Source organism: Streptomyces sp. NPDC000404 (assembly GCF_040300365.1).
Lineage (GTDB): Bacteria > Actinomycetota > Actinomycetes > Streptomycetales > Streptomycetaceae > Streptomyces > Streptomyces ramulosus.
On sequence record NZ_JBEPDN010000014.1, the window covers coordinates 215,388 to 240,699 of the forward strand.

The window sequence follows — 25,312 nt, forward strand, 5'->3', positions numbered from 1 at the left end:
AGGTCAGCGGCGCTTTACCGAGATATGGACCACCTTGCCCCGATTGCCGTGCGGGGGCGGGTGCGTGGCGCGAGGGGGGCGCGGGTGAGCACCGAGGCGGACCGTGCCGGAAAGCGGAAACTCCCCCCGATACCTCCGCCCCCGTCCTACCCCCCGGCCAACCTGGAACGCGACACCGCGAGCCTGCCGGTGATCCGCCTCGACGCCCCGCCCCCGTCCGCCGCGCCGCCCCGTCCCCTGACGGACCCGGTGGCCGCCACCGGAGCCGAGCCGGCCGCACCGCCCGCGACGGGCCGCACGCCGAAGCCGAAGGCGCGCGGCGGCAAGGTCCGCGCCGTCAAGGGACGGCTGCTGAAGGGCCGTTCGGCGGGCGCCCGCCGCCGTGGGGGAGAGGCCGCCGCCGACTCCCCGGGCCGCACCTCCGGCCCGCGCGGCCGCGGCGGCGAGCCGTCCCCCGAGAGCCAGGTCCGTGCCCCGGGCACCCGCCGCCCCGGCGGGGACGCGGCGAAGGGCGGCCTGGCGGGCGTCTCCCGGATACCGGCGGGCACCTCACCGGCCCCGGCCGCGCCCCGCCGCATGCCCGCCCCGCCCGCCGCGGCACTGGACGGCCCCGCCTCCGCCGCCCGGCCGCTGCCGCAGCAGCCCACCGGACGCCCCGTCGCCGTCCCGCCCCGCCCCGCCGCCGAACTGGACGGCCCCGCGCCGTCCGCGTCCTCGCGATCCCTTCCGGAGGTACCCGTGGAGCGGGAGTCCATGGCGGGACGCCCCGCGGACGGGGAAGGCCCTGACGACGGCCCCACCCCGCCCGGCCCGGGCCACCCCGTGACGCCTGCGGCGACGACGGAGCCGGGGGCGGTTGTCCCGCCTGGGACGGGACCGTCTGCTCCGTCTGGCCCGGGGGCGGGGGCATCCGAGGCGTCTGGCTCGGAGGCGGGAGAGTCCGGGGCGTCCGGCTCGGAGGCGGGAGAGTCCGGGGTGTCCGGCTCGGCTACGGGCACGCCGTCCACGTCGGCCCCGTCCGCGGCGTCCGGCTCGGGAGCAGGCACGCCACCCACGTCAGGCCCGCCCGCGTCCTCCAACCGTTCCACGCCGCCCGCCCCGGCGTCGTCACCCGCCGCCCCGCCGTCGACCGGCCAGGCGCCGGCGCCCGCGCCCGCCGGACCGTCCGACGCCTCCGGCGTACCCACCGACCGCATCCCGACGCAGCCGCGGCCCCGGCCCGCCGTACCGGACACCGCCACCACGCCCCCCGAGGAGGACGCGACAACGGCCGTGCTGCGCCGGGTGCCCGCCGGTGGCGAGGGCGGTTCCCCGGGTGCGGACGCCCCGGCATCCGCCCCGGTGGCGACCTCCGCCTCGGCCTTCGCGCGCGCCCCGGAAACGGCCCCGGAGCAGGACAACCCCGCCCCGCCGCAGGTGCCGTCCGCCGCACCCGTACGGACCTCGGCCTCGGCGACCCCGGCGCCGGACCCCGCCATCCCCGTCCGCGGGCCGGACGGCACCCTCCCGGCACCCCCGCGCCCGGCCGGCCCGCCCCTCGCACCCCCGGTGGACACCGTCCCGCGCCCGGGGCGTGCGGGCCCCGCCGCGCGCTCCGCGAGCGCGCCCGCCGCACCGGCGCGCCCCACGACGCCGCCCGCCCCGGCCGCACCCCCGCGCCCGGCGGCCGCGCCCGCCGCCGCACCGGGCTTCCGGGACACCGCCGCCTACCATCTGGCCCGCAGCCAGGGCCTCTGGGCGCCCGGTGACGCCGCCGCGCCCCGCGCCCGCGCCGCCACCCCCGCTCCGGGCACCGTCCCGCCCCCGGGGCGCTCCGGCGGGCCGTTCCGTCCGCGCGCCTCGCTGCCGCCGCAGGCCGCCGGGCCGCTGGGCCCGCCCCGTCCGCTGTCCGCGCCCCGCCGCCCGATGTCCCGGGCGTTCGCCGCCGCGGCCTGCCTCGTGCTCGGCACCGGACTTCTCTGCGGCGCGGTGGCCGGAAGCTGGCTCACCGAGGGCGCCGACGCCCGTACCGCCGCCCAGATCGCGTACGACAACGGACGCGACGCCTGGCACAACGCCCCCGTCGACGCGCTCTTCCCCCCGGTCGTCGACGGGCTCGGCGCCGGGCCGGGCGGCTCCGACCGCCGCTGGACCCGCGTCGCCGTCGCCCCGGACCGCTCCTGCCGGGGCGCCGAGAACCCGGAACTCACCAAGGCCCTCGCCCCGGCCGGATGCGTCCGCCAGCTGCGCGCCACCTACCTCGACGCGACCCGCACCGACCTCGTCACCATCGGCGTCCGGACCGCCAAGGCCGATCAGGACACCATGAAGGCGCTACGCCTCCGCTTCGCCGCCAAGGGCCTCGGCGGCGACGCGGACCTCATGCCCCGCACCTACGCACCCGAGGGCACCCCGGCCGCCTCCTTCGGCCCCGACCAGCGCGCCACCTGGACCGTGCGGGTGCTCACCGACATCCCGGTCGTCGTCTCCGCCGTCGCCGGCTTCGCCGACGGCCGCACCGTCCCCACGCCGCAGCCCGCCGCGGACGCCGTCCGGCCCGGCGCCACCACCGTGGCCGCCGAAGCCGGGCTCGGCCACGACGCCAAGGGCCTCGCCGACCGCATCGAGGCCACCTTCCGCGCCGCGGCCGGCAGCACCACCCGCACCACGGAGGCCTCCCCGTGACCCGAGCCCCGCTGCGCGCCGCCGCCGCGCTGACCACGGCCCTGACCGCCGCCCTGGCACCCCTGCTGACCGCCGCCCCGGCCCGCGCCGACGGCATCCGCGCCCAGGAGTGGGCCCTGGAGGCCATCCACGCCCAGGACGCCTGGAAGACCACCAAGGGCAAGGGCGTCACCGTCGCCGTCCTCGACACCGGCGTCGACGCCGACCACCCCGATCTGCGCGGCTCGGTCGCCCCCGCGGAGGACCTCATCGGCTTCGGCGCAGGTCCCAGCGACCCCCAGTGGGCCGTCCACGGCACCGGAATGGCCGGGATCATCGCAGGTCACGGCCATGGCCCGGAGAAGAGCGACGGGGTGCTCGGCATCGCCCCGCAGGCCCGGATACTCCCGGTCCGGGTGATCCTGGAGGACGACGACCCGGCCCGTAAACGCGCCCGCGCCGAACGCGCCGGGGCCCTCGCCGACGGCATCCGCTACGCCGCCGACCACGGCGCCGACGTCATCAACCTCTCCCTGGGCGACGACAGCGCCTCCGCCCACCCCGAACCCCGCGAGGACGCCGCCGTCCAGTACGCGCTCGGCAAGGGCATACCCGTCGTCGCCTCCGCGGGCAACGGCGGCGAGGAGGGCAACCGCGCCTCGTACCCGGCCGCCTACCCGGGCGTCATCGCCGTCACCGCCGTCGACCGCTACGGCAACCGCGCGGACTTCTCCACCCGCCACTGGTACGCCACCGTCGCCGCCCCGGGCGACGAGGTCGCGACCGCCAACCCCGACCGCACCTACTACGAGGGCTGGGGCACCAGCCCGGCCGCCGCCTTCGTCTCCGGCTCCGTCGCCCTCATCCGCGCCGCGCACCCCCGGCTGAGCCCCGCCCAGATCCGCCAGCTCCTCATGGACACCGCGCAGGACCGCCCCGACGGCGGCCGGGACGACGACCGCGGAGCCGGCACCGTCGACCCCGCCGCGGCCCTCAAGGCCGCCGCCGACCTCGAACCCATCGCCCAGAAACCGGCCCCCGCCGCCCACACCGCCCGCCACTTCGGCCCCGGCCACACCGCCGAGGCACACGGCTCCGCGCCCGCCGGCTGGTTCCCCTGGACCGCCGCGGCCGCCGGCACCGCCCTCCTCGCCGCCGCCGCGGCCCTCTGGCGCGACCGCCACCCCACCCGCCTCTTCCGCTGAGGGCCGCCCCGGCGGAACGCAAAGGGCCCGGACCCGTCGCCGACGACAGGCCCGGGCCCGTACGGGCACCTCGGATCCTTCCCCTACGACGCGGCCCCCGGCGCCCCCGCGGGCAGCGGTTCGACGCCCGTGACGCGGCGCGCCCGGTCCGGCTCGATGAGCACCATCACCCGCCGCTCACCGGGGAGCAGCCACTCGTACCCCTCGGAGCCGCGGTAGACGCGCGCCAGCTCGTCCATGTTCCGGTCCGCCTCCGGCCCCTCGACGAAACGCACGGCGCGGCCGTGGATCTGCACCCGGTCGTACGGGTCGTCCGGGTCCGCGTGCGAGAGGCACACCCGGGGATCGTGGCGCAGATTGCGCTCCTTGATCCGGCCGACGGAGGTGTTGAAGAGCAGCAGATCCCCCTGGAGCCCCACCCACATCGGGCTCACGTGCGGCGATCCGTCGGGGTTGACGGTGGCGACGTACCAGAAGGTCGGCGCCTCGATCCGACGGCGGATGTCATTCGGCAATTCGATCATGAAAACGATCTTGCCCGAACCGTGGCGGCCACACCTCACCGGGGGAACACGTGGTGAGGACCACGGCGCACCAGGCGCCGTTCCCGCACGCCGCACCCGCCCCCGGCCGCACACCCCCCTGCCGCTAGGCTCGCCCCGTGGCGCAGAAGAACATCCCGGACCCCGGTTTCTCCGACGACGACGGCTCCGCCGACCCGGCCCTCGCGGCCGCGCTGGCCGCCTACGACCGCGACCGGAGCGCCGAACCGCAGCTCCTGGCGGCCCTCTCCGGTGCCCGGATGCTGGTGCCCGTCGTCGCCGTGCTCGGCGAGAGCGAGACGGGGCCCGACGGCCTGCGCCGCGAGAAGACCAGCGACATGGCCGTCCCCACCCTCCAGGCCCCCGACGGCCGCCGCGCGCTGCCCGCCTTCACCTCGATGGACACCCTCAAGCGCTGGCGCGCCGACGCCCGCCCGGTCGCGGTCCCGCTCCGCCAGGCGCTGCTGGCCGCCTCCCACGAGCAGGCCGACACCGTCGTCGTCGACCTCGCCGGACCCGTCACCTACCAGCTCACCGGCCCCGCCCTGCGCGCCCTCGCCGAGGGCCGCCAGGACGCCGACCCGCGCACCGACCCGGCCGTCCTCGACGCGCTGCGCACCCTCCTCGCCGCCGAGCCCGCTGTCCGCCTCGCCCATCTGGCCCCCTCGGCCGAGACCGATGCGACCCTCGCCCTCGGCCTCGCCCCCGACGCCTCCGCCTCCGACGTCGCCCACCGACTGGCCCAGTCCCTCGCCGCCGACGAGGACCTGCGCGCCCGGCTGGTCCGCGGCCTCGACCTGGCCCTGCTGCCGCCCGGCACGGAGCCGCCCGAGGAGCCCTTCTACCGCCGCTGACCCCGGCGCCCGGGACCGCCGCCCGGCCCCGGGCCGCGCCCGTCCGACGGGCGCGCCGCTCTCCCCGGTCGCAGAATGCGAGGACAGCTCGGGATCACGCGAGGAGAGCCCCTATGGAGACCACCGAGACCCGTACGCTCCTGTCCGAATTCCTCGGCACGCTGCTCCTGGTGTTCTTCGGTGTCGGCGCCGTGGTGCTGGCCGGTGAGTACATCGGGACCTTCGGCATCGCGCTGAGCTTCGGCTTCGTCATGCTGGCCATGGCCTATGCGATCGGCCCGATCTCCGGCAGCCACATCAACCCGGCGGTCACCATGGGCATGCTGCTGGCCCGCCGCATCACCCTCCGTACGGCCGTGGAGTACTGGATCGCGCAGGTGGTCGGCGCCATCGTCGGCGCGGCGGTGCTGTTCCTGATCGCGAAGCAGATCCCGGGCCTGCGGACGAGCGAGTCCTTCGGCTCCAACGGCTGGGGCGACCGCTCCGCCGTGCACCTCAACACCGGCGGCGCCTTCGTCGCGGAGATCGTGCTGACCTTCGCCTTCGTCTTCGTGGTGCTGGCCGTCACGCACAAGGTCGCGTTCACCGGCTTCGGCGGTCTGCCCATCGGCCTGGCGCTGGGCATGGTCCACCTCGTCGGCATCCCGCTCACCGGGACGTCGGTCAACCCCGCCCGCAGCATCGGCCCGGCGCTCTTCGCCGGCGGCGCCGCCATCACCCAGCTGTGGCTGTTCATCGTCGCCCCGCTGATCGGCGGCGCCCTCGCCGCGATCGTGCACCGCTACACCCACCCGCCGTACGCCCCGGCAGCCGTCGCCGCCGAGACCGCCCCGGAGCCGGAGAAGCACTGACGGCGCCCCGTACGCACGACGGAGCCCCGGACCGCGCGAGGCGGCCCGGGGCTCCGTACGTGGCGTCCGGCGGATCAGCCGTAGACCGGTCCGGTGAACTTCTCGCCCGGTCCCTGGCCCGGCTCGTCCGGGACGACCGACGCCTCGCGGAAGGCCAGCTGGAGCGACTTGAGGCCGTCGCGCAGCGGCGCCGCGTGGTACGAGCCGATCTCGGTGGCGCTGGCCGTCACCAGGCCCGCCAGTGCGTGGATCAGCTTCCGCGCCTCGTCGAGGTCCTTGTGGGCGTCGCCCTCCTCGGCGAGCCCGAGGTTGACCGCGGCGGAACTCATCAGGTGCACGGCGACGGTGGTGATCACCTCGACCGCCGGGACGTCCGCGATGTCGCGGGTCATCGCGTCGAAGTCCGTCTCCGACGCGTTGGGGGCGTCGGGCTGCTGCGGGGTCTGGTCACTCATGTCGGGGCGCTTCGCTTCCTGCTGGAGGGGGATCGCGTCCAGCCTAAGACCCGCCCGCGCGCCTCCCGCCCCCGGCCGGACCTCCCGCGCCCGCGGACGGTCCGCGGGCCGTATCCCCTGGCTGCGGCCGTCGTCCGCACGGATGTCCGTATCCGCCTGGGGCTCACCTCTTGACTCGTGTATTCTGGTGTTCCGACCGGCCGGACACCCAGGTGACCGGCCCACAAGTGGAGGCTCCGATCTCCCACCCGACCGACCTCAGGGTTGGCGGGTCAACGGTCCGGCTGCGCCCCGCGGAGACCTTCGCGGCGGTGTTCCTGAACCTTTCACGGAGCCCCGCCTTGTGTCCCGTCCGGGGCGTTTTTTGATGTACCGGCGCGGTTGGTCACACCGAAACAGAACTGACGCGGCAGTCCGCCAGGCCGTCGCGTGGTGCTACCGAGGAGGATCCATCAGCGCCGAGCCCCGCATCAACGACCGGATTCGCGTCCCCGAGGTGCGACTCGTCGGTCCCAGCGGCGAGCAGGTCGGCATCGTGCCGCTTGCCAAGGCCCTGGAGCTTGCGCAGGAGTACGACCTCGACCTGGTCGAGGTGGCCGCGAACGCACGTCCGCCGGTCTGCAAGCTCATGGACTACGGAAAGTTCAAGTACGAGTCGGCCATGAAGGCCCGTGAGGCGCGCAAGAACCAGGCGCACACGGTCATCAAGGAGATGAAGCTCCGGCCGAAGATCGACCCGCACGACTACGACACCAAAAAGGGTCACGTCGTTCGGTTCCTCAAGCAGGGTGACAAGGTCAAGATCACGATCATGTTCCGTGGTCGCGAGCAGTCCCGCCCCGAGCTGGGCTTCCGGCTGCTGCAGCGGCTCGCGGCCGATGTGGAGGACCTCGGCTTCATCGAGTCGAACCCGAAGCAGGACGGCCGAAACATGATCATGGTCCTCGGTCCGCACAAGAAGAAGACCGAGGCGATGGCCGAGGCCCGTGAGGCGCAGGCCGCCCGCAAGGCGGAGCGCCAGGGTGGGGCCACGGAGTCCCACGAGGAGCCCGCCGAGGCGTGATTCCCGGGCGAGCCCCGGACGTCGCGCCGGGGCACCCGCCCCGGACACAACCGATACATCTGACGCTCCCGTGCGGCTCGGGCCGGTGGGGAGCGCCACTGACGAGGAGAGAACGGCGCATGCCGAAGAACAAGACGCACAGCGGGACCAGCAAGCGCTTCAAGGTCACCGGCTCCGGCAAGGTGCTGCGCGAGCGCGCCGGCAAGCGCCACCTGCTCGAGCACAAGTCGTCCCGCGTGACGCGTCGCCTCACCGGCAACGCCGAGATGGCCCCGGGCGACGCCAAGAAGATCAAGAAGCTTCTCGGCAAGTGAGCCGCCGCGCCCCGCTCCGTACGGGGTGCGCGATCAGGACCGGGACTAATCGAATCGGGCCGTGTGACGACCACCACGGCCCCGCTACAAGGAGTTAAGAAGTGGCACGCGTCAAGCGGGCGGTCAACGCCCACAAGAAGCGCCGGGCGATCCTGGAGCAGGCCAGCGGTTACCGCGGTCAGCGCTCGCGTCTGTACCGCAAGGCCAAGGAGCAGGTGACCCACTCCTTCGTCTACAACTACAACGACCGCAAGAAGCGCAAGGGCGACTTCCGTCAGCTGTGGATCCAGCGCATCAACGCCGCTGCCCGCGCCAACGGCATGACCTACAACCGCTTCATCCAGGGTCTGAAGGCCGCCTCCATCGAGGTCGACCGCAAGATCCTCGCGGACCTGGCCGTCAACGACGAGAACGCGTTCGCCGCGCTCGTCGAGGTCGCCCAGAAGGCGCTCCCGAGCGACGTCAACGCCCCGAAGGCCGCCTGAACACCGGCCTGACGACGTGACGAGCGGACCCGCAGGCACCGGCCTGCGGGTCCGCCGCCTTTTCACCGGACGCACCCGCCTCTCCCCGCACCGAACCACAGAAGCGAGCCGCCGCCCATGGCCACCCCCGAGCTGATCTCCCCGCGGTCCCCGCGCGTCTCCGCCGCCCGGCGGCTGGCCCGCCGCGCCTTCCGGGCCAGGGAGCGCCGGTTCATCGCCGAGGGCCCGCAGGCCGTACGCGAGGCCATCGCGCACCGCACCGGCGGCGAGCCCACCCTCGTCGAGCTGTTCGCGACCGTCGAGGCGGCCGAGCGGCACGCCGAGATCGTCGCCGCCGCGCACGCCGCGGGCATCCGCGTCCACCACGCCGACGACCGCACCGTCGCCGACATCTCCCAGACGGTCACCCCGCAGGGCCTGGTCGGCGTCTGCCGCTTCCTCGACACGCCGTTCGAGGAGGTCCTCGCCGCCCGCCCGAAGCTGATCGCCGTCCTCGCGCACGTCCGCGACCCCGGCAACGCCGGTACGGTCCTGCGCTGCGCCGACGCCGCCGGGGCCGATGCGGTGGTCCTCACCGACGCCTCCGTCGACCTCTACAATCCCAAGTCCGTGCGCGCCTCGGTCGGCTCGCTCTTCCATCTGCCGGTCGCCGTCGGCGTCCCCGTCGAGCAGGTGATGGCCGGGCTGCGCGGCGCCGGGGCGCGGCTGCTGGCCGCCGACGGCGCCGGGGACCGCGACCTCGACGCCGAGCTGGACGCCGGTTCCATGGGCGGCCCCACCGCCTGGGTCTTCGGCAACGAGGCGTGGGGCCTGCCGGAGGAGACCCGCGCCCTGGCCGACGCCGTCGTCCGGGTGCCCATCCACGGCAAGGCCGAGAGCCTCAACCTCGCCACCGCCGCCGCCGTCTGCCTCTACGCCTCGGCCCGCGCCCAGCGCACCGCGGGCGGCTGCCGCGCCGTCCCGTCCGCCTGACCGCGCCCGGCCCGTCGCAACCCCCGGCCGCCCGCGGCCGTTGTGAGTAGGGTGACGGGCCGGGGCCGGAGGGGGCTGGGGTGGGGATGGACGCGAGGACACCGGACGAAGCGGGGGGCGGGCCGCCGGCAGGCGGGAGCGAGAGGGCGGCGGACGGGCCGGTCGTGACGCCGGACGAGCTGCCCGACGGGCTGGTCGTCGCCGACGCCGACGCCACCGTCATCTGCTTCAACGCCGCCGCCGCGCAGATCACCGGCATCCCCGCGGCCGACGCCCTCGGCCGCCCGCTGGACGAGGCGCTGCCGCTCCAGGACATGGAGGGCCGCCGCTGGTGGCGGCTGACCGACCCGTACGGCGGGCTCGCCATCCGGCGCGGGCAGCCCGAGCGCAATCTGCTGCTCGGCGGCCGTGAGGTGCTGGTCTCCGCCCGCTACCTCCGCGACGGCCGCGGCGGGCCGCTGCGCCGGCTGGTCGTCTCGCTGCGCGGCACCGAGGCCCGGCGGCGCACGGAGGTCAGCCACGCCGAGTTGATCGCGACCGTCGCCCATGAGCTGCGCTCGCCGCTGACCTCCGTCAAGGGGTTCACCGCCACCCTGCTGCGGAAGTGGGAGCGGTTCACCGACGACCAGAAGCGGCTGATGCTGGAGACCGTCGACGCCGACGCGCACCGGGTCACCCGGCTGATCGCCGAGCTGCTGGACATCTCCCGTATCGACTCCGGGCGGCTGGAGGTGCGCCGCCAGCGGATCGACATGGTCGCGGCGGTGCGGCGGCACGTCCAGGCGCAGATCACCGCGGGGCGTGCGCCGGGCCGCTTCATGATCCGGGTGTGCGGGGCGCTGCCCGATCTGTGGGCCGATCCGGACAAGGTCGACCAGGTGCTGAGCAACCTGCTGGAAAATGCGGTGCGCCACGGCGAGGGAACGGTCACCATCGAGGTCACGGCGGCCACGGTGACCAGCGGAGAGGGGACGGCGGTGACGGTCAGCGACGAGGGGGCGGGGATCCCCGAGGAGTCCATGGGCCGGGTCTTCACCCGCTTCTGGCGCGGCAGCAAACGCGGCGGCACCGGCCTCGGCCTCTACATCGTCAAGGGCATCGTCGAGGCGCACGGCGGCGCCATCACCGTCGGCCGGGCCCCCGCGGGCGGCGCCGAGTTCCGCTTCGTGCTGCCCGCCGCCACCCCGGCCTTCATGGCCTGACCACCCGGCGGCGGGCGCCCCCGCCCGGGGCACGGACCGGCGCTGTCGGCCCGTCCCCTTAGACTTGCCCTTTGGCACCTTTGGCGCACAAGCATCGCGGGCACAGCGCGGGCTCGGCATCCGAAGTTTGTGATCGAAGAGGCGTGAAGCCAAGCCAGACCACCGGAAGCACGGGAAGAGATGTCCGCACCCAATAAGTCGTACGACCCTGTCGAGGTCGAAGCCCTGAAACCGGAAGAGATCGCCGCCCGGACGGACGAGGCGCTGGCCGCCATCGCCGCCGCGGGCGACCTCGAAGCGCTCGCCCAGGCGAAGATCGCGCACACCGGTGGCACCTCGCCGCTCGCCCTCGCCAACCGCGAGATCGGCGCCCTGCCCCCGCAGGCCAAGGCGGAGGCCGGCAAGCGCGTCGGCCAGGCCCGCGGCCGGGTGAACCAGGCGCTCAAGGCCCGCCAGGAGGAGCTGGAGGCGGAGCGCGATGCCCGCGTGCTGGTCGAGGAGGCGGTGGACGTCACCCTGCCGTACGACCGCACGCCCGCCGGCGCCCGTCATCCGCTGACCACCTTCATGGAGCGGGTCGCCGACGTCTTCGTCGCGATGGGCTACGAGGTCGCCGAGGGCCCCGAGGTCGAGGCCGAGTGGTTCAACTTCGACGCACTCAACTTCGTGCCGGACCACCCCGCGCGCCAGATGCAGGACACCTTCTTCGTCCAGGGCGAGGGCACCAAGGGCGATGAGTCCGGCGTCGTGCTGCGCACCCACACCTCGCCGGTCCAGGCCCGTACGCTGGTCGACCGCGAGCCGCCGGTCTACGTCGTCTGCCCCGGGCGGGTCTACCGCACCGACGAGCTGGACGCCACGCACTCCCCGGTCTTCCACCAGATCGAGCTGCTCGCCGTCGACGAGGGCCTGACCATGGCGGACCTCAAGGGCACCCTCGACCACATGGTCCAGGCGCTCTTCGGCCCGGACATGACCACCCGCCTGCGGCCGAACTACTTCCCGTTCACCGAGCCGTCCGCCGAGATGGACATGGTCTGCTACGTCTGCCGTGGCGCCTCCGTCGGCAACCCCGACCGCCCCTGCCGCACCTGCTCCAGCGAGGGCTGGATCGAGCTGGGCGGCTGCGGCATGGTCAACCCCCGGGTGCTGGTCGCCTGCGGTGTGGACCCGGAGAAGTACAGCGGGTTCGCATTCGGCTTCGGCATCGACCGGATGCTGATGTTCCGGCACAACGTGGAAGACATGCGCGACATGTTCGAGGGCGACGTCCGGTTCACCCGGCCGTTCGGGATGGAGATCTGAGATGCGTGTCCCGCTTTCCTGGCTGCGGGAGTACGTCGACCTGCCGGCGACCGAGACCGGCCGTGACGTACAGACCAAGCTCGTCGCCGTCGGCCTGGAGGTCGAGACGGTCGAGAAGCTCGGCGAGGGCCTGACCGGCCCGCTGGTGGTCGGCCAGGTGCTGACCATCGAGGAGCTGGAGGGCTTCAAGAAGCCCATCCGCTTCTGCACCGTCGACGTCGGCGACGCCAACGGCACCGGCGAGCCGCAGGAGATCGTCTGCGGCGCCCGCAACTTCGCCGTCGGCGACAAGGTCGTCGTGGTCCTGCCCGGCGCCGTCCTGCCCGGCGACTTCAAGATCGCCGCCCGTAAGACGTACGGCAAGAAGTCCCACGGCATGATCTGCTCCGGCGACGAGCTGGGCATGGGCGACGACGGCAGCGGCGGCATCATCGTGCTGCCCCCGGAGACCGAGGTCGGCGCCGACGCCATCGAGCTGCTCCAGCTCGTCGACGAGGTGCTGGACATCGCGGTCACCCCCGACCGCGGCTACTGCCTCTCGCTGCGCGGCGTCGCCCGCGAGACCGCCACCGCCTACGGCCTGCCGCTGCGCGACCCGGCGCTGCTGGACGTCCCGCCGCCGAACTCCGGCGGCTACGCCGTGAAGGTCTCCGACCCGATCGGCTGCGGCCGCTTCACCGCCCGTACGGTCAGCGGTCTCGACCCCGAGGCGCGCTCGCCGATCTGGCTCCAGCGCCGGCTGCAGAAGGCCGGGATGCGCCCGGTCTCGCTCGCCGTGGACATCACCAACTACGTGATGCTGGAGCTGGGCCAGCCGCTGCACGCCTACGACCGGGCCACCCTCCAGGGCCCGATCGGCGTCCGCCGCGCCACCGGCGGCGAGGAGATCACCACCCTCGACGGCGTCAAGCGCGTGCTGGACACCGAGGACCTCGTCATCACCGACGACCGCGGCCCGATCGGCCTGGCCGGTGTCATGGGCGGCGCCAACACCGAGATCGCCCGGGGCGTCAGCGACCCGGAGACCGGCGAGGTGCGCGGCACCACCGACGTGGTGATCGAGGCGGCGCACTTCGACGCGCTCTCCATCGCCCGTACGGCCCGCCGCCACAAGCTGTCGTCGGAGGCCTCGCGCCGCTTCGAGCGCGGCGTGGACCCGCAGGCGTCGTCCGCCGCCGCGCAGCGCACCGTCGACCTGCTGGTGCTGCTGGCCGGCGGCACCGCCGAGCCGGGCGTCACCGAGGTCGTCTCGCCCAGCGCCCCGCGCACCCTCACCATCCCGGCCTCGCACCCGGACAAGGTGGCCGGTGTCACCTACGGCCGGGAGACCGTCGTCCGCCGCCTCCAGCAGGTCGGCTGCGACGTCTACGGCCAGGACGAGCTGGTCGTCACCGTGCCGTCCTGGCGGCCGGACCTCACCGACCCGAACGACCTCGCCGAGGAGGTCATCCGGCTGGAGGGCTACGAGAACCTCCCCTCCACGCTCCCGCTGCCGCCCGCCGGCCGCGGGCTGACCGAGCGGCAGCGGCTGCACCGCCGCGTCGGCCGGGCGCTGGCCGGCGCCGGGTACGCCGAGGCGCTGAACTACCCGTTCATGGGCGCGGCCGTCCTCGACCAGCTCGGCATCGAGCCGGGCGATGCGCGCCGCCGCACCGTCACGCTCGTCAACCCGCTCTCCGACGAGGAGCCCGATCTGCGCACCACGCTGATCCCGGGCCTCCTCGGCGCGCTGCGGCGGAACGACGGCCGGGGCACGCACGACCTCGCGCTCTTCGAGACCGGCCAGGTCTTCCTGCCGACCGGTGCCGAGAAGCCCGCGGTCCGGCTGCCCGTCGACCGCCGTCCCACCGACGCGGAGATCGCACAGCTCAACGCCGCGCTGCCGGGTCAGCCGCGCCGCGCCGCCGTGGTGCTGGCCGGCGCCCGCGAGCAGGCCGGCTGGTGGGGCAAGGGCCACCCGGCGACGTGGGCGGACGCCGTCGAGGCGGGCCGCGTCGTCGCGCGGGAGGCCGGAGTCGAGCTGATCGTCCGTCAGGACCAGCTGGCCCCGTGGCACCCGGGCCGCTGCGCCGCGCTCGTGGTGACCGTCGGCGGCACGGAGGAGGTCGTCGGCCACGCCGGTGAGCTGCACCCCCGTGTCATCAAGGCGCTGGGCCTGCCGGAGCGCACCTGCGCGATGGAGATCGACCTGGACCGCGTCGAGGCCGCCGCCGACGGCCCGCTGCGCGCCCCGCGGATCTCGTCGTTCCCGGTGGCCACGCAGGACGTCGCGCTCATCGTCGACACCGCGGTCCCGGCCGCCGCCGTGGAGGCCGCACTGCGCTCCGGCGCGGGTGAACTCCTGGAGTCGCTGCGGCTGTTCGACGTCTTCAGCGGCGAGCAGGTGGGCGCCGGGAAGAAGTCGCTGGCGTACGCGCTGCGCTTCCGCGCCGCCGACCGCACGCTGACCGCCGAGGAGGCGTCGGCCGCCCGTGACGCGGCGGTCGCATCCGCCGCCGAGCACACCGGGGCGGTGCTGCGAGGCTGACGGTGGGCCGTGCCGTTGACGGCACGGGGCACACGAAGGAGTGAGGGCGCGACCGGCACAGCCGCCGGTCGCGCCCTCGCCTTTTCCGGGCCCGCGCGGCGCCCTTCCGCGGGCCCGTCCGCAGGGCCCTGAACGGCCCGGACCGGGCGGCGACACCTCCCACGCGACAGGCGGTGTACCGGTTCTTCAGCCACCCCGCGCCACCCCGCCCCGGACGCCCCGCTCCCTCCGGCGGGGCGCATTCGCGCAGGTCCGGTCGCGCCCTTGTGTGCGCCCCGTACCACCTCACCCAATGGAGTGATACAGATGCGCACCGTGGGGGTCCGGGCACGTAACGTCGACACAATCGTTGCGGCCGATTCGGCCCGCCGTCCGCGGGACAGGGGCGGCTCGACCGCCGCGCAGCCCGCTGTGGGAACCACAGGCAAGGGGGACCATCGGCATGATCCGTAATCGGGTGAGCGACGGAGCGCGCGCCGACGTCACACGCACCCGGTGGACCTTCGTCCTCGCTCTGCCCGCCCTGTGGGTGTTCGCGGTGCTGGCCTGGGAGCTGTCCTGGCCCAGCAGCGGACAGCTCCTCCAACTGCTCGCCGCCGCCCCGGCCATCGCCTGCGCGGGCACCGGCCGCCGGCTCTGCGTGGTGATGGGCGGCGTCTGCGCCCTCCTCGCACTCGTGCCGTTCGACGGCGCCCCGCCGATCGGCCCGGGGCTGCCCGCCCGCACCGTCAACTGCGCCGCGATCCTCACGGTGGTGTGCGCCAGCTATCTGACGGCCGGACGGCGGCTGCGGCTGGTGCGGGAGCTGGTCCGCGCCCGCGAGGTGGCGGCCACCGCGCAGCGGGCGCTGCTGCCCCCGCTGCCGCCGCGCATCGGCACGGTCGCCCCCGCCGCCCTCCATCTCTCCGCCGACGAGGGCGCCTCGATGGGCGGCGACCTCTACGACGTGGTGGCCACCCGGTACGGCGTACGGGCGGTGATCGGCGATGTGCGCGGCCACGGGCTGGCGGCCCTCGCCACCGTCGCGGCGATGCTCGGCTGCTTCCGCGAGGCCGCCCACGACGAGGCCGAACTGAGCGGTGTGCTGCGGCGGTTGGAGCGCGCGCACGCCCGCCATCTCGCCGGGCGCGACCCGGCCGCGGACACCGGACCGCTCGGCCCCGATGCCGAGGAGTTCGTGACGGTCCTGCTGCTGGAGATCGCCCCGGACGGCACGGCCCGGGCGCTCAACTGCGGCCACCCGTGGCCGTACCGCGTCGCGCCCGGCGTGGTGGAGCCCGTCGTCCGCGCGGATCCGCTGCCGCCGCTGGGCCTGTTCCCGCTGCCCCGGGCGCTGGACACGGTGGCGTGCGGGCGGCTGACGCCGGGGGAGGGGCTGCTGCTGTACACCGACGGCGCGCACGATGCGCGGGGCACGGACGGCGGGTTCTTCCCGCTGGTCGAGACGGTGCGGCGGTTCGCCGGGGCGCGGGCGGACGCGGTGGTCGGCGGCGTCCACGACGCCCTGCTGCGGCACGCCCGCGGGCAGCTGACCGACGATGTGGCGCTGGTGATGCTGAGCGCCGCGCCGCCGCGCACCCCCGGCCCGGCGGCCCCGGGCCCCGGCCGCCCCGCGGCCCGCGTCGAGGAGCCCTCGCGTCCGCGGACACAGCTCCAGGGCCCCCGGCGCCCGGCCCGGGTGAGCGCCGCCTCCGACCGCGGCCGGGCGGCCACCAACCGCCCCGCGTAAGGCCGGTGACGCGGCGTCTTCACACCCCGTGTGAAGGGCGGTTCACTACCCTGAACGCACGGAGTCTGTACGGCGACGAGGTCGGAGCCAGCGGCCCGTGGGCGGGCCCGGCGCACCGGGAGGCCGGTTTATGGAGCCCAACACCCTGCTCGACGCGATCCTCGACGAGGCCGGCATCTCGCACGCCGGCCTCGCCGCACGCATCAACCAACTCGGCCGCCACCGCGGCCTGGCACTGCGCTACGAACACACCGCGGTGGCCCGCTGGCTCAAGGGCCAGCGCCCGCGCGGCCAGGTACCCGACCTGATCTGCGAAATCCTCGCGGCGCGGCTGCACCGCCCGGTCGGTCTGGACGACATCGGCCTCGGCCGCCCCGGCGCGCACCGCTCCGCCTCCACCCCGCTCTCCGGCTTCGTGGAGCGGGCCACCGCCCTGTGGCGCTCCGACGAACAGCAGCGCGCCCATGTCGTGGACGCCCCGGCGCTCACCGGCACCTCCGCGGTCATGCCGGTGTGGGAGTGGGAGAACCCGCCCGAGGACTCCGACGTCTCACGGGACGGGCAGGCGCGGGTCGGGATGGACGACATCGAGATGCTGCGCGCGGCCCGTACCCACTACGAGCATCTGTACCGCAAGGCCGGCGGGGTGGCGACGCGCTCACGGATCGTGGGCTTCCTCAACACCGAGGCGGCGCCGCTGCTGCGCGGCAGCTACAGCGATGCGACGGGCCGTCAGCTGCACCGGGCGACCGGCGGTCTGGTCGCCGTCGCGGGCATCTGCGCCTACGACTCGGACGCGCTCGGCCTCGCGCAGCGCTACTTCCACCAGGCGCTGCGCCTCGCCAAGGCGAGCGGCGACCGCGGGCTCGGCGCGTACATCATCGCGCTGCTGGTCAACCAGTCGCTGTTCTCGCGCGAGTACCGCCAGGCGGTGGCGTTCGCGGAGGCGGCGCTGCGGGCCGCGGGCCCGCAGCTCACCCCGGCGCTCGCCGCCGACCTCTACGCGATGCAGGCCAAGTCCTACGCCCGGCTCGGCGACGGCGCGGGCGCGCTCGCCTGCATCCGGCGGGCGGAGGCGGCCGCGGAGCGCATCCGGCCGGGCCTGGAGCCGGCCGAGACCGGCTACGTCCAGCCGGGTCTGGTGAACGTGCAGGTCGCGGAGGCGCTGCTCAGCCTCGGTGATCTGCGGGCCGCACGGGAGCAGGCGGATGCCGCCGTGGACACTCCCGCACACGACCGGGGCCGGGTCCACCGGCTGGCGATGCTCACCCACATCGAGCTGCGCCAGGGTGACGCGGACCGGGCCGCGGCCAACGCGGCGCAGATGACCGAGCGGGCCAGGGGCGTGGAGTCCCAGCGCTTACGGGACCGGCTGCGGGCGGTACGCGAACATCTGGCGGAGACCGGTAGCTCCGCGACCGACGCGGCGGCCGATCTCATCGACGAGGTGCTGCGCATACCGCTGTAGGTCGATCCGCACCGGGCCCGTGTCACCTTGCCGGATCTACGCGGAAGGTGGCAGACAGTGCGTTGGAACAATCTCGCGGAAGAGACCGTGTACGAGAACCGCTGGTTCCGGGTGAATCTCGCCGATGTGCGGATCCCCGACGGCCGGCACCTCGACCACTACCTCATCCGGATGCGGCCGGTGGCCGTCGCCACGGTGGTCAACGAGGCGAATGAGGTGCTGCTGCTCTGGCGGCACCGCTTCATCACCGACTCCTGGGGCTGGGAGCTGGCCGCGGGTGTCGTCGAGGACGGCGAGGACATCGCGGCGGCGGCCGCACGGGAGATGGAGGAGGAGACCGGGTGGCGGCCCGGCCCGCTGACCCATCTGATGTCGGTGGAGCCGTCCAACGGCCTCACCGACGCCCGGCACCACATCTACTGGTCCGACGAGGGCACCTACACGGGCCCGCCGCAGGACGGCTTCGAGTCGGACCGCCGGGAGTGGGTGCCGCTGAAGCTGGTGCCCGACATGGTGGCCCGGGGTGAGGTGCCCGCGGCGAACATGGCCGCGGCCCTGCTGATGCTCCATCAACTCCGCCTCGGCTGAGGCAGGTTGATCCCGGCACCGCCGTCCTCGGGCGGCGGTGCCGGGAGCGGTCACCTGGCCAGCATCTGCCAGACGGTCACCGCGGCCGCCGCCACGGAGGCGAGCGCGGCCACCGACGGCAGCGGCCAGCGGCCGTGCTCCAGCTGCGCGATGCGGGCGTTCAACTCGTCCGCATCGCGCTCGTACTGTGCGGACCGCTGTGCGAGCAGTGCCAGTTCGCCGTCGACGCGGGCGGTGCGTACGTCCAGACACCGCCTCAGCTCCGCCACATCGGTGGCTACCAGCTTGCGTTCAGGGTGGGCGGTCACTTTCCGTTCCTCTTTTCCGCTGTCGCGACATCCGTCGTCCTGGGTACGAGACCAGTCAACTGCCTGGAAGCGCGAGGCGGGAGTGTGTGGACCGGCCTTCTGTGAGTCAGCGGCGCACACCCCGTGTGAAGTGACGGAGAGTGAGGAAGGGGAGAGGCGGAGGAGGTTCAAGGGGAAGGTGGGGGCGGTGCGGCGGCCCGCCCCCGGGGAGGAGCGGGCCGCCGGGTGTCCGGGGCGCGGGCGGCTCGGTACGCGCAGAAGCCGGAACCGCTCTTGCGGCCCGGCCGCGCCGCGTCCCGCCGGCGGGGCAGGAAGGAGGGCGTGAGCGGCCCGGAATGATCCTTCCCGGGCCGGTACCAGGCCGGCTCCCGTTCAGGCGCGGTGGTATTGGATCGGAGTGGTGACCGTGCCGCCGAGCTCCTCGGCCGCACGGCGTGCCCAGTTCGGGTTGCGCAGGAGTTCGCGTCCGAGGAGGACGGCGTCCGCCCGGCCGGAGGTGACGATGGCCTGGGCCTGCGCCGGTTCGGTGATCAGACCGACGGCCGCCACGGGCATACCGGTCTCCTCGCGGACCCGGGCGGCGAAGGGCACCTGGTAGTCGGGGCCGACCTCGATCTTCGCGTCGGGGACGTTGCCGCCGGTGGAGACGTCCATGAGGTCGACGCCCCGGGCCTGGAGTTCCTTGGCCAGCCGGACGGTCTCGTCGGCGGTCCAGCCCCCGCGGTCGTCCTCGGGGTTCTCGGTGAGCCAGTCGGTGGCGGAGATGCGGAAGAAGAGCGGCAGGTCCTCGGGCCACACGGCGCGGACCGCCTCGACGACCTCCAGGGCGAACCGGGTCCGGCCCTCGAAGGAGCCGCCGTACTCGTCGGTCCGCTGATTGCTGTAGGGAGAGAGGAACTGGTGGATCAGGTAGCCGTGGGCGCCGTGGATCTCGATGACTTCGAATCCGGCGGCCAGGGCGCGTTCGGCGGCGTCGGCGAACTGCTGGACGATCTCGCGGATGCCGGAAACCGTCAGTTCCTCGGGGACGGTCGACAACGCGTCGAACGGGACCGTGCCGGGACCTGCCGGCGTCCAGCCGTAGGGCTCGTCGGGGGTGATCTGGCGTCCGCGGTCGACCCAGGTGCGCTCGGTGGATGCCTTGCGCCCGGAGTGGGAGAGCTGGATGCCGGGGACGGTGCCCTGGGACTTGAGGAACCCGGTGATGCGCTGGAAGGCGGCGACCTGGGTGTCGTTCCAGAGACCGAGATCGTAGGGGCTGATCCGTCCCTCGGGGCTGACCGCCGAGGCCTCGGTGATGATCAGACCCGTACCGCCGACGGCGCGGGCGGCCAGGTGGGTGAGGTGCCAGTCCGTGGGGGCACCGACCGCGTCGCCCTCCGGCGCCGCGCTGTACTGGCACATCGCCGCCATCCACACACGGTTGGGAATGGTCAGCGACCTGAAGGTGAGGGGAGTGAAGAGAGAGGTCAACGTAAGACTCCTTGCGCACGACTGATGACGGACCCTGGAGAACTGCGATCACCCACGCCGAGCACGCAGCACACACAACAATTGTGCGCGCTCATTATTTATTCCAGCCGCATACCGGCGTGCGAGGAGTATTCCGCGAGTGCCGCTGCTGGATCAGAGCTGGTTTCGGACCGGCCTCCTGCACGAAGTCCGTGCCGGTCGCCGCCGCGGCCAGGTCTCCTTGCCGTGGCCGGTGGAGCCCGCCGTGCGGCCGATCCGCCCGGCAAGCCGCCTCCGGAGAACGCTCGTCATGCCGGAGTCAGGAGATTCGCGTGGTGCCGCTCGGCGACCAGGGGGTGGGCGCGGAGCTTGCCCTTGAGCTCGTTGTATCCGTACTCGGCGAACAGCGGGTTGTCCGGGGCTTCGACGATGCCGGGAGCCGCCGAGGCGTACGGGAAGACGAGGGGCCGCACATGGGCGTCCAGGCGGGGGTTGTAGAAGAACGGGACGGAGAACCGCTCGGTGGCACCGGGCGGCGAGACGACCCGGTGATTGGTCGCCCTCAGGTAGCCGTTGGTGGCGACCTCCAGGAGCTCGCCGAGATTGACGACGAAGGCACCGGGGATCGGCGGCACGTCGTGGAAGAGCCCGTCCTCGCGCTGGACCTGGAGGCCCCCGATCCGGTCCTGGAGCAGCAGCGTCAGGAAGCCGTAGTCCTTGTGGGCGCCGACGCCCTGACCGGCGCCGTCCCCGGCGCCGCCCGGGTAGCGGACGAGTTTCAGGTGCGGATGGGCGTGCGTGCCGAAGATGCCGTCGTAGAAGGCGGGGTCGGCACCGATCGAGGTGAGCAGTTCGTGCAGCAGTTTCCCGGCGACGCCGCTGAGCCGCTCGACCCAGCGGAGGGCGGCCGTCCGCAGCTCCGGCAGGGCGGCGGGCCACTGGTTGGGGCCCTGGAGCCACCAGTACGCGGGTTCGCCTGCCTGCGGTGTACGGGCCGGGCGTTCGGCGCCGATGTCGAGCTGATCGCGCCAGTCCTGCCGGCCGCCGGTGCGCTCGTCGCCGGTGCGGGTGTAGCCGCGGAAGTGCGGCGAGTTCACATTGTCGATCGCCAGCCGCTGTTCCTCGGGCAGCGCGAAGAAGCGTCGCATGGCCGTGAGCAGCCGCCCGGTCTCCTCTTCGGTGGCCCCGTGCCCGATCAGCTGGAAGAACCCCACGTCGTGCGCGGCACCGTGCAGTTGTGCATGCAGCCGGGCCCGCGCCCGGGGGCCGCGGTCGGCGGCGGAGAGGTCGATGATCGGCAGTTGCTGGTTCGACGCGTGCGTCGTCGATACGTTCGTCATGGTGCGTCCGCAGGGTGTACGGGGTGCCCGTACGCCGCCGGGGTGTGGCGGGGCACGGGTGCCTGATGGGAGGGAGACGTACGGCTGAGGAAGGCGGCCGGAACGGCGCAGAAGAAGCGAGAAGAAGGGCCGGACCGCTCAGAGGGAGCGTCGACAGCCCGTGCTCGTGACGCGGACGTAGTCCACGTGGCGGCGGCGAACGAGCGGGATCATGGGTTCAGCGTACTGCGCGCCACGGATTCCCGACGTGGCGCAGATCACCAGCGGCTCGCCACCCCGCGGGGCGAGCCGTCCTCATATGCTGCCCGGCCGCTGCACGGCAGCATGTCCGCCTTCCGGAAGCCGTACTCCGTCGGCTTCCCGTCGGCTCCGGTGAACCCGTGCCGCCGTCGCCGGCCGCGGACGGACGGTGGCGCGGTCCGCGGCGGCGGCGCGGTGCGGGATTCAGGCGTTGGCGGAGTAGTCGTCGTAGAAGCCCCGGCCGGTCTTGACGCCGAGGTGGCCCGCGTCGACGTAGCTCTTCAGCAGCTCGCGGGGCCCGGCGGGCAGGCCGTGGCGCTCGGTGGCGTAGTGCTCCTCGATGTCCAGGACGACATCCAGGCCGACCCGGTCCATCATGCGGAACGGACCGGCGGGGGTGCCCGTGTTGATCTGCCACATCCGGTCGACGTCCTGCGGGGTGGAGACGCCCTCCGCGACCACTGTCAGGGATTCGCGTTTGATGGCGGCCCAGATGCGGTTGAAGATGAAGCCGGTCGACTCCTTGCGCGCCTCGAACGGGAAGACGCCGTACCTGGGCAGTTCCTCCTTGAGAAGGGCGAGCACCGCCGGGTCGGTGTGCCCGTCCGACATCAGGTCGATCGCGTTCTGCACCGGCGGCATGTAGAAGTGCATGTTCACCACCCGCTCGGGGTGGGCGACCCGGTCGATGAACTGACCGGTCGGGTACGAGGAGGAGTTGCTGGCGAGGATCGCGTCGGGCTCGGCGCCGGCATCCAGGTCGGCGAAGACGCTCTTCTTCAGGTCGAGCCGCTCCGGTACCGCCTCGATGGCCAGCCAGGCCCCGGCGAGCGCCCGGGCGAGATCATCGGTGACCTCGACCCGCCCCGGTGTGCCGCCCTCGACACGGGCGGCCACCTCGGCGACGTTCCGCTCGACGTATGACCTCGCCGCATCGCCCGCGGGCCCGGACTTGTCGTAGATCCGCACCACGCCGCCGCGGGTGGCGAACATCAACGCGATCCGCCGCCCCAGGGTGCCCGCGCCGATGACGGCGACCGGTCGGTGCTCCATATCGGTGGGAAGGAAGAAACTCATCTGCCGTTCAACTCCTCGGCTGCACCGCTCGTCGGCGGTGGATCGTGCGGTTGCGGACTGATTTTTGAGGTGATGGCCGACGGGTGCGATGCACCGCACCCGGGCGGGTCACGCGGACGGCAGCAGGCACAGCCCGGTCAGCGGGTCCGGCAGGGTGACGATCTCGCGTGGGTCCTGGCCGGCGGCGGGGCCGCCGGGAAGAGGGACGGCGCGCAGGTGGCCGCCGAGGTCGCAGACGTAGGCGAAGCCGGCGTCATGGTCGACGGCGAGGCCGATCGCCTCGGCGAAGCCGGTGGCGAGGATCTCGGGGGCACCGCCCGGGGCGCCGGGGGCGGGCAGGGGTGCCCGGTTCAGGGTGTTGCCGTTCGGTGCCGCGCCGCGGTCGGTCCAGTAGAGCCAGTCGCCGTCCAGGTGGAGGTCGATGGGCTCGGGCAGGTCGCTCCAGAGCAGCTCGACATCGGAGCGGTTCGCGGCGTCCGCGCCGGCCGGGAGCTCCAGGCCGGCGCGGAAGATCCGGCCACGGCCGCCCTTGGCGGGGCCCTTCTGCGTCCAGTACAGATGGCCGCGGGCCGGGTCCACCGCCACGCCGACGCACTCGCCGGGAATGCCGTCCCCGACGGGGGTGGTCACCAGGTCGGTGAGGCCGGTGCCGTCGGAGCGGACCCGGGTGACGCGGTGTCCCTCGCGGTCGCTCCAGTACAGCGACCCGGCGCCGTCGCGGGTGAGCTGCTTGCCGGTGGTGATCACACCGGTGGGGACCACCTCGCGCCGGGCCCCGGTGCCGGGGTCGAAGGCGTGCAGACCGCCGTTGCGGCGGGAGAAGTCCAGCCCGGCCTCGCCGGGCGTGGCGGGGTCGACGGCCGGCGCGCCCATGGTGGTCCAGTACACGGTGCCCTGGTCGACCGTGATGCCGTCCGGCCTGGGGCCGGCGTCCTCGACGAGGGTGCGCACCGCGCCGTCCTGGAGGCTGATCTTGAGTACGCGTCCCGGCACGACCTGAAGTGCCAGCAGTTCCTTCGCCATGATGGCCGCCTGTGGTGCTCGTTCGACTGTTCTCGGCGTGCCCGTCGCTCTCAAGGGGCGGGCCGGCGTTCCGTGTGCCCGGCGCCCCGGTGGGCGGACTGTCACCACAACCAGTCGACACCCGCACGGTAAAGTCTGTCCAATATATGATCTGGTCGTGAGTGATATGACCAGCGATATCAACGTGGGCGATATCAACTTCTCCCGGCGGCTGCTGGAGCAGTTCCTCGTGGTGGTCCAGGAGCAGCACTTCGGCCGCGCCGCGGAACTCCTCGGGATGAGCCAACCGCCCCTCAGCCAGTCCATCCAGCGACTGGAGCGGACGGTCGGCGTACGGCTGCTGGAACGCGGACCCGGCGGGGTGCGGCCCACCCCGGCCGGTGCGGTGTTCGCCGAGGACGTGCGGCGCCTGCTCGACCTGCAGACCGCCGCCGTCACCCGCGCCCGCCGGGTCGCGGCCGGGCTGGACGGCGCGGTGCGGGTCGGCTACGTCAGCCTGCTCAGCCAGCTCTACCTGCCGGAGCTGCTCCGCGTGAGCGCGGCAGAGCTGCCCGGCCTGCGGGTGCACCTGCTGCACGGATCCTCGGCCGCTCTGGTGGACCAGGTGCGCACCGGCGCCTTGGACCTGGCCTTCCTGCGCGACCCGGCGCGGCTGGCCGAGGACCTGGTCGGTACGGTCGTCGCCACCGAGCGGATCAGCGCCGCCGTGCCGCACGGACACCCGCTGGCCGGCGCCGACGCGATCGACCTGGCCCGGCTGCGCGAGGAAAACTTCGTCGTGCCCGACCCGACCGCCCTGCCCACACTCGCCGAGCAGCTGCAACTCGCCTGCCGCCAAGCAGGGTTCGCCCCCCGGGTGGCCGCCGTCGCGGACGACCTCAGCGGCCTGTCCAGCTACGTCGCGGCCGGACTGTGCGTCAGCCTGTTGCCCGAAGGGCTGCGCGGCCTCCCGGTCGGCGGTGTCAGCTTCGTCCCGCTCACCGGCCCCGAGGGCTACCTCGACACCGCCGTGCACGCCGTCCACCGCCCCGACCCCGACGCCGCGGTCACCCGCCTGCTGGCCGTGATCACCGGCCCGCACTCACCCTTCGGCGCGGCCGACGCAGCACCCGATCGCGCCCCCGGCTCCGCCGACCGGGCAGGCTGAGCCGGCAGCGCTCAGGCCACCGGGGCACTTCCGGGCTGCCGCGGCGGCCCTCTCGGCGAACCCGGCCTGGATGACAGGCCGTTGCCCGGCTGCCATGGTCCGTGTCTGCGCTTCGGGAGGAGCAAGGCGCCCGCCTCGACATGCGGTGACCTGACGGCCGGGTTCTCATGGGCGTACGGGGGACGTGTCGCTCACCGTCGCTCAGCTGAGAGGTGTTCCCATGGCCGGCAAGCCCGCCATCGTCCTCGTCCACGGTTTCTGGGGTGGTGCCGCCCATTGGGGCAAGGTCATCACCGAACTGAACCGCCGCGGCTTCGATGCCCTGCACGCCGTGGAGAACCCCCTGACGTCCCTGGCCGACGACGCCGAGCGCACCCGGAAGATGGTCCGGCAGATCGAGGGGCGGGTGGTCCTCGTCGGCCATTCGTACGGTGGCGCGGTGATCAGCGAGATGGGGGACCTCCCGAACGTCACCGGGCTGGTCTACATCGCCGCCTTCGCCCCGGACGCCGGCGAGAGCCC

23 protein-coding genes are annotated in these 25,312 nt (G+C 73.9%); 16 read left to right on the plus strand and 7 right to left on the minus strand.

The window, feature by feature from the left end; translation table 11 throughout:
• The first annotated feature begins 84 nt into the window (after positions 1–84).
• Positions 85–2,664, plus strand: a complete 2,580-nt coding sequence (locus ABT345_RS26560) for a hypothetical protein (RefSeq protein ID WP_345093037.1) — start codon at positions 85–87, stop codon at positions 2,662–2,664.
• Positions 2,661–3,848, plus strand: coding sequence for a type VII secretion-associated serine protease mycosin (gene mycP / locus ABT345_RS26565; RefSeq protein ID WP_345093035.1), 1,188 nt, complete (start codon positions 2,661–2,663; stop codon positions 3,846–3,848). Before ABT345_RS26560 ends, mycP begins: the two co-directional genes overlap by 4 nt.
• Positions 3,849–3,931: 83 nt before the next feature.
• Here mycP and ABT345_RS26570 read toward each other — a convergent pair whose 3' ends face one another.
• Positions 3,932–4,372 (minus strand): PPOX class F420-dependent oxidoreductase, encoded by a 441-nt coding sequence (locus ABT345_RS26570; RefSeq protein WP_345093033.1) that lies wholly within the window; start codon positions 4,370–4,372, stop codon positions 3,932–3,934.
• A gap of 137 nt (positions 4,373–4,509) precedes the next feature.
• On the opposite strand from ABT345_RS26570, the gene ABT345_RS26575 reads away from it, so the two are divergent.
• Complete coding sequence (locus ABT345_RS26575) at positions 4,510–5,244, plus strand: SseB family protein (protein WP_345093029.1); 735 nt, start codon at positions 4,510–4,512, stop codon at positions 5,242–5,244.
• 113 nt (positions 5,245–5,357) lie between these two features.
• Positions 5,358–6,095: an MIP family channel protein gene (locus ABT345_RS26580; protein WP_345093026.1), complete on the plus strand. Its 738-nt coding sequence runs from the start codon at positions 5,358–5,360 to the stop codon at positions 6,093–6,095.
• A 74-nt stretch (positions 6,096–6,169) separates the two neighbouring features.
• Here ABT345_RS26580 and ABT345_RS26585 read toward each other — a convergent pair whose 3' ends face one another.
• Entirely contained in the window at positions 6,170–6,550 is a 381-nt protein-coding gene (locus ABT345_RS26585) for a DUF1844 domain-containing protein (RefSeq protein ID WP_345093022.1), read from the minus strand.
• A gap of 367 nt (positions 6,551–6,917) precedes the next feature.
• Here ABT345_RS26585 and infC point away from each other — a divergent pair, with 367 nt between their 5' ends.
• The 10 genes from infC to ABT345_RS26635 all read left to right on the plus strand — a co-directional run bounded on the left by infC (position 6,918) and on the right by ABT345_RS26635 (position 18,203).
• Complete coding sequence (gene infC, locus ABT345_RS26590; protein WP_345093019.1) at positions 6,918–7,613, plus strand: translation initiation factor IF-3; 696 nt, start codon at positions 6,918–6,920, stop codon at positions 7,611–7,613.
• Between the two features lie 119 nt (positions 7,614–7,732).
• Entirely contained in the window at positions 7,733–7,927 is a 195-nt protein-coding gene (gene rpmI / locus ABT345_RS26595) for a 50S ribosomal protein L35 (RefSeq protein ID WP_030278317.1), read from the plus strand.
• A 101-nt stretch (positions 7,928–8,028) separates the two neighbouring features.
• Entirely contained in the window at positions 8,029–8,412 is a 384-nt protein-coding gene (rplT, locus tag ABT345_RS26600) for a 50S ribosomal protein L20 (RefSeq protein ID WP_030278319.1), read from the plus strand.
• Between the two features lie 117 nt (positions 8,413–8,529).
• Positions 8,530–9,384, plus strand: coding sequence for a TrmH family RNA methyltransferase (locus tag ABT345_RS26605; protein ID WP_345093014.1), 855 nt, complete (start codon positions 8,530–8,532; stop codon positions 9,382–9,384).
• Positions 9,385–9,470: 86 nt separating this feature from the next.
• Positions 9,471–10,586 carry a sensor histidine kinase gene (locus tag ABT345_RS26610; RefSeq protein ID WP_345093010.1) on the plus strand — a complete coding sequence of 372 codons (1,116 nt, stop codon included), beginning with the start codon at positions 9,471–9,473 and terminating at the stop codon, positions 10,584–10,586.
• A gap of 180 nt (positions 10,587–10,766) precedes the next feature.
• A complete protein-coding gene (gene pheS, locus ABT345_RS26615; RefSeq protein ID WP_345093007.1) occupies positions 10,767–11,891 on the plus strand; it encodes a phenylalanine--tRNA ligase subunit alpha in 1,125 nt (374 codons plus the stop codon).
• 1 nt (position 11,892) lies between these two features.
• Positions 11,893–14,418 (plus strand): phenylalanine--tRNA ligase subunit beta, encoded by a 2,526-nt coding sequence (gene pheT, locus ABT345_RS26620; RefSeq protein ID WP_345093004.1) that lies wholly within the window; start codon positions 11,893–11,895, stop codon positions 14,416–14,418.
• Positions 14,419–14,875: 457 nt separating this feature from the next.
• On the plus strand, positions 14,876–16,147 hold the full coding sequence (locus ABT345_RS26625; protein WP_345093001.1) for a PP2C family protein-serine/threonine phosphatase: 1,272 nt from the start codon (positions 14,876–14,878) through the stop codon (positions 16,145–16,147).
• A 130-nt stretch (positions 16,148–16,277) separates the two neighbouring features.
• A complete protein-coding gene (locus tag ABT345_RS26630) occupies positions 16,278–17,615 on the plus strand; it encodes an NsdA family TPR-like regulatory protein (protein WP_345092999.1) in 1,338 nt (445 codons plus the stop codon).
• Positions 17,616–17,672: 57 nt separating this feature from the next.
• Positions 17,673–18,203 (plus strand): NUDIX domain-containing protein, encoded by a 531-nt coding sequence (locus ABT345_RS26635; RefSeq protein WP_345092996.1) that lies wholly within the window; start codon positions 17,673–17,675, stop codon positions 18,201–18,203.
• A gap of 50 nt (positions 18,204–18,253) precedes the next feature.
• Here ABT345_RS26635 and ABT345_RS26640 read toward each other — a convergent pair whose 3' ends face one another.
• The 5 genes from ABT345_RS26640 to ABT345_RS26660 all read right to left on the minus strand — a co-directional run bounded on the left by ABT345_RS26640 (position 18,254) and on the right by ABT345_RS26660 (position 23,643).
• Entirely contained in the window at positions 18,254–18,511 is a 258-nt protein-coding gene (locus ABT345_RS26640) for a hypothetical protein (protein WP_345092994.1), read from the minus strand.
• A gap of 372 nt (positions 18,512–18,883) precedes the next feature.
• A complete protein-coding gene (locus ABT345_RS26645) occupies positions 18,884–19,984 on the minus strand; it encodes an NADH:flavin oxidoreductase/NADH oxidase (RefSeq protein WP_345092991.1) in 1,101 nt (366 codons plus the stop codon).
• A 287-nt stretch (positions 19,985–20,271) separates the two neighbouring features.
• A complete protein-coding gene (locus tag ABT345_RS26650) occupies positions 20,272–21,303 on the minus strand; it encodes an isopenicillin N synthase family dioxygenase (protein WP_345092988.1) in 1,032 nt (343 codons plus the stop codon).
• Positions 21,304–21,747: 444 nt separating this feature from the next.
• The gene (locus ABT345_RS26655; protein WP_345092985.1) at positions 21,748–22,620 is read right to left on the minus strand and encodes a 3-hydroxyacyl-CoA dehydrogenase family protein; all 873 of its coding nucleotides are present in this window, start codon (positions 22,618–22,620) and stop codon (positions 21,748–21,750) included.
• Between the two features lie 108 nt (positions 22,621–22,728).
• Positions 22,729–23,643: an SMP-30/gluconolactonase/LRE family protein gene (locus ABT345_RS26660; RefSeq protein WP_345092983.1), complete on the minus strand. Its 915-nt coding sequence runs from the start codon at positions 23,641–23,643 to the stop codon at positions 22,729–22,731.
• 166 nt (positions 23,644–23,809) lie between these two features.
• Between ABT345_RS26660 and ABT345_RS26665 the strand changes: the two genes are divergently transcribed.
• Both ABT345_RS26665 and ABT345_RS26670 read left to right on the plus strand, forming a co-directional pair.
• A complete protein-coding gene (locus tag ABT345_RS26665) occupies positions 23,810–24,790 on the plus strand; it encodes a LysR family transcriptional regulator (protein WP_345093539.1) in 981 nt (326 codons plus the stop codon).
• A 220-nt stretch (positions 24,791–25,010) separates the two neighbouring features.
• Positions 25,011–25,312 (plus strand): esterase/lipase family protein (locus ABT345_RS26670; protein WP_351323511.1); only part of this gene is annotated, 302 nt, incomplete at its 3' end.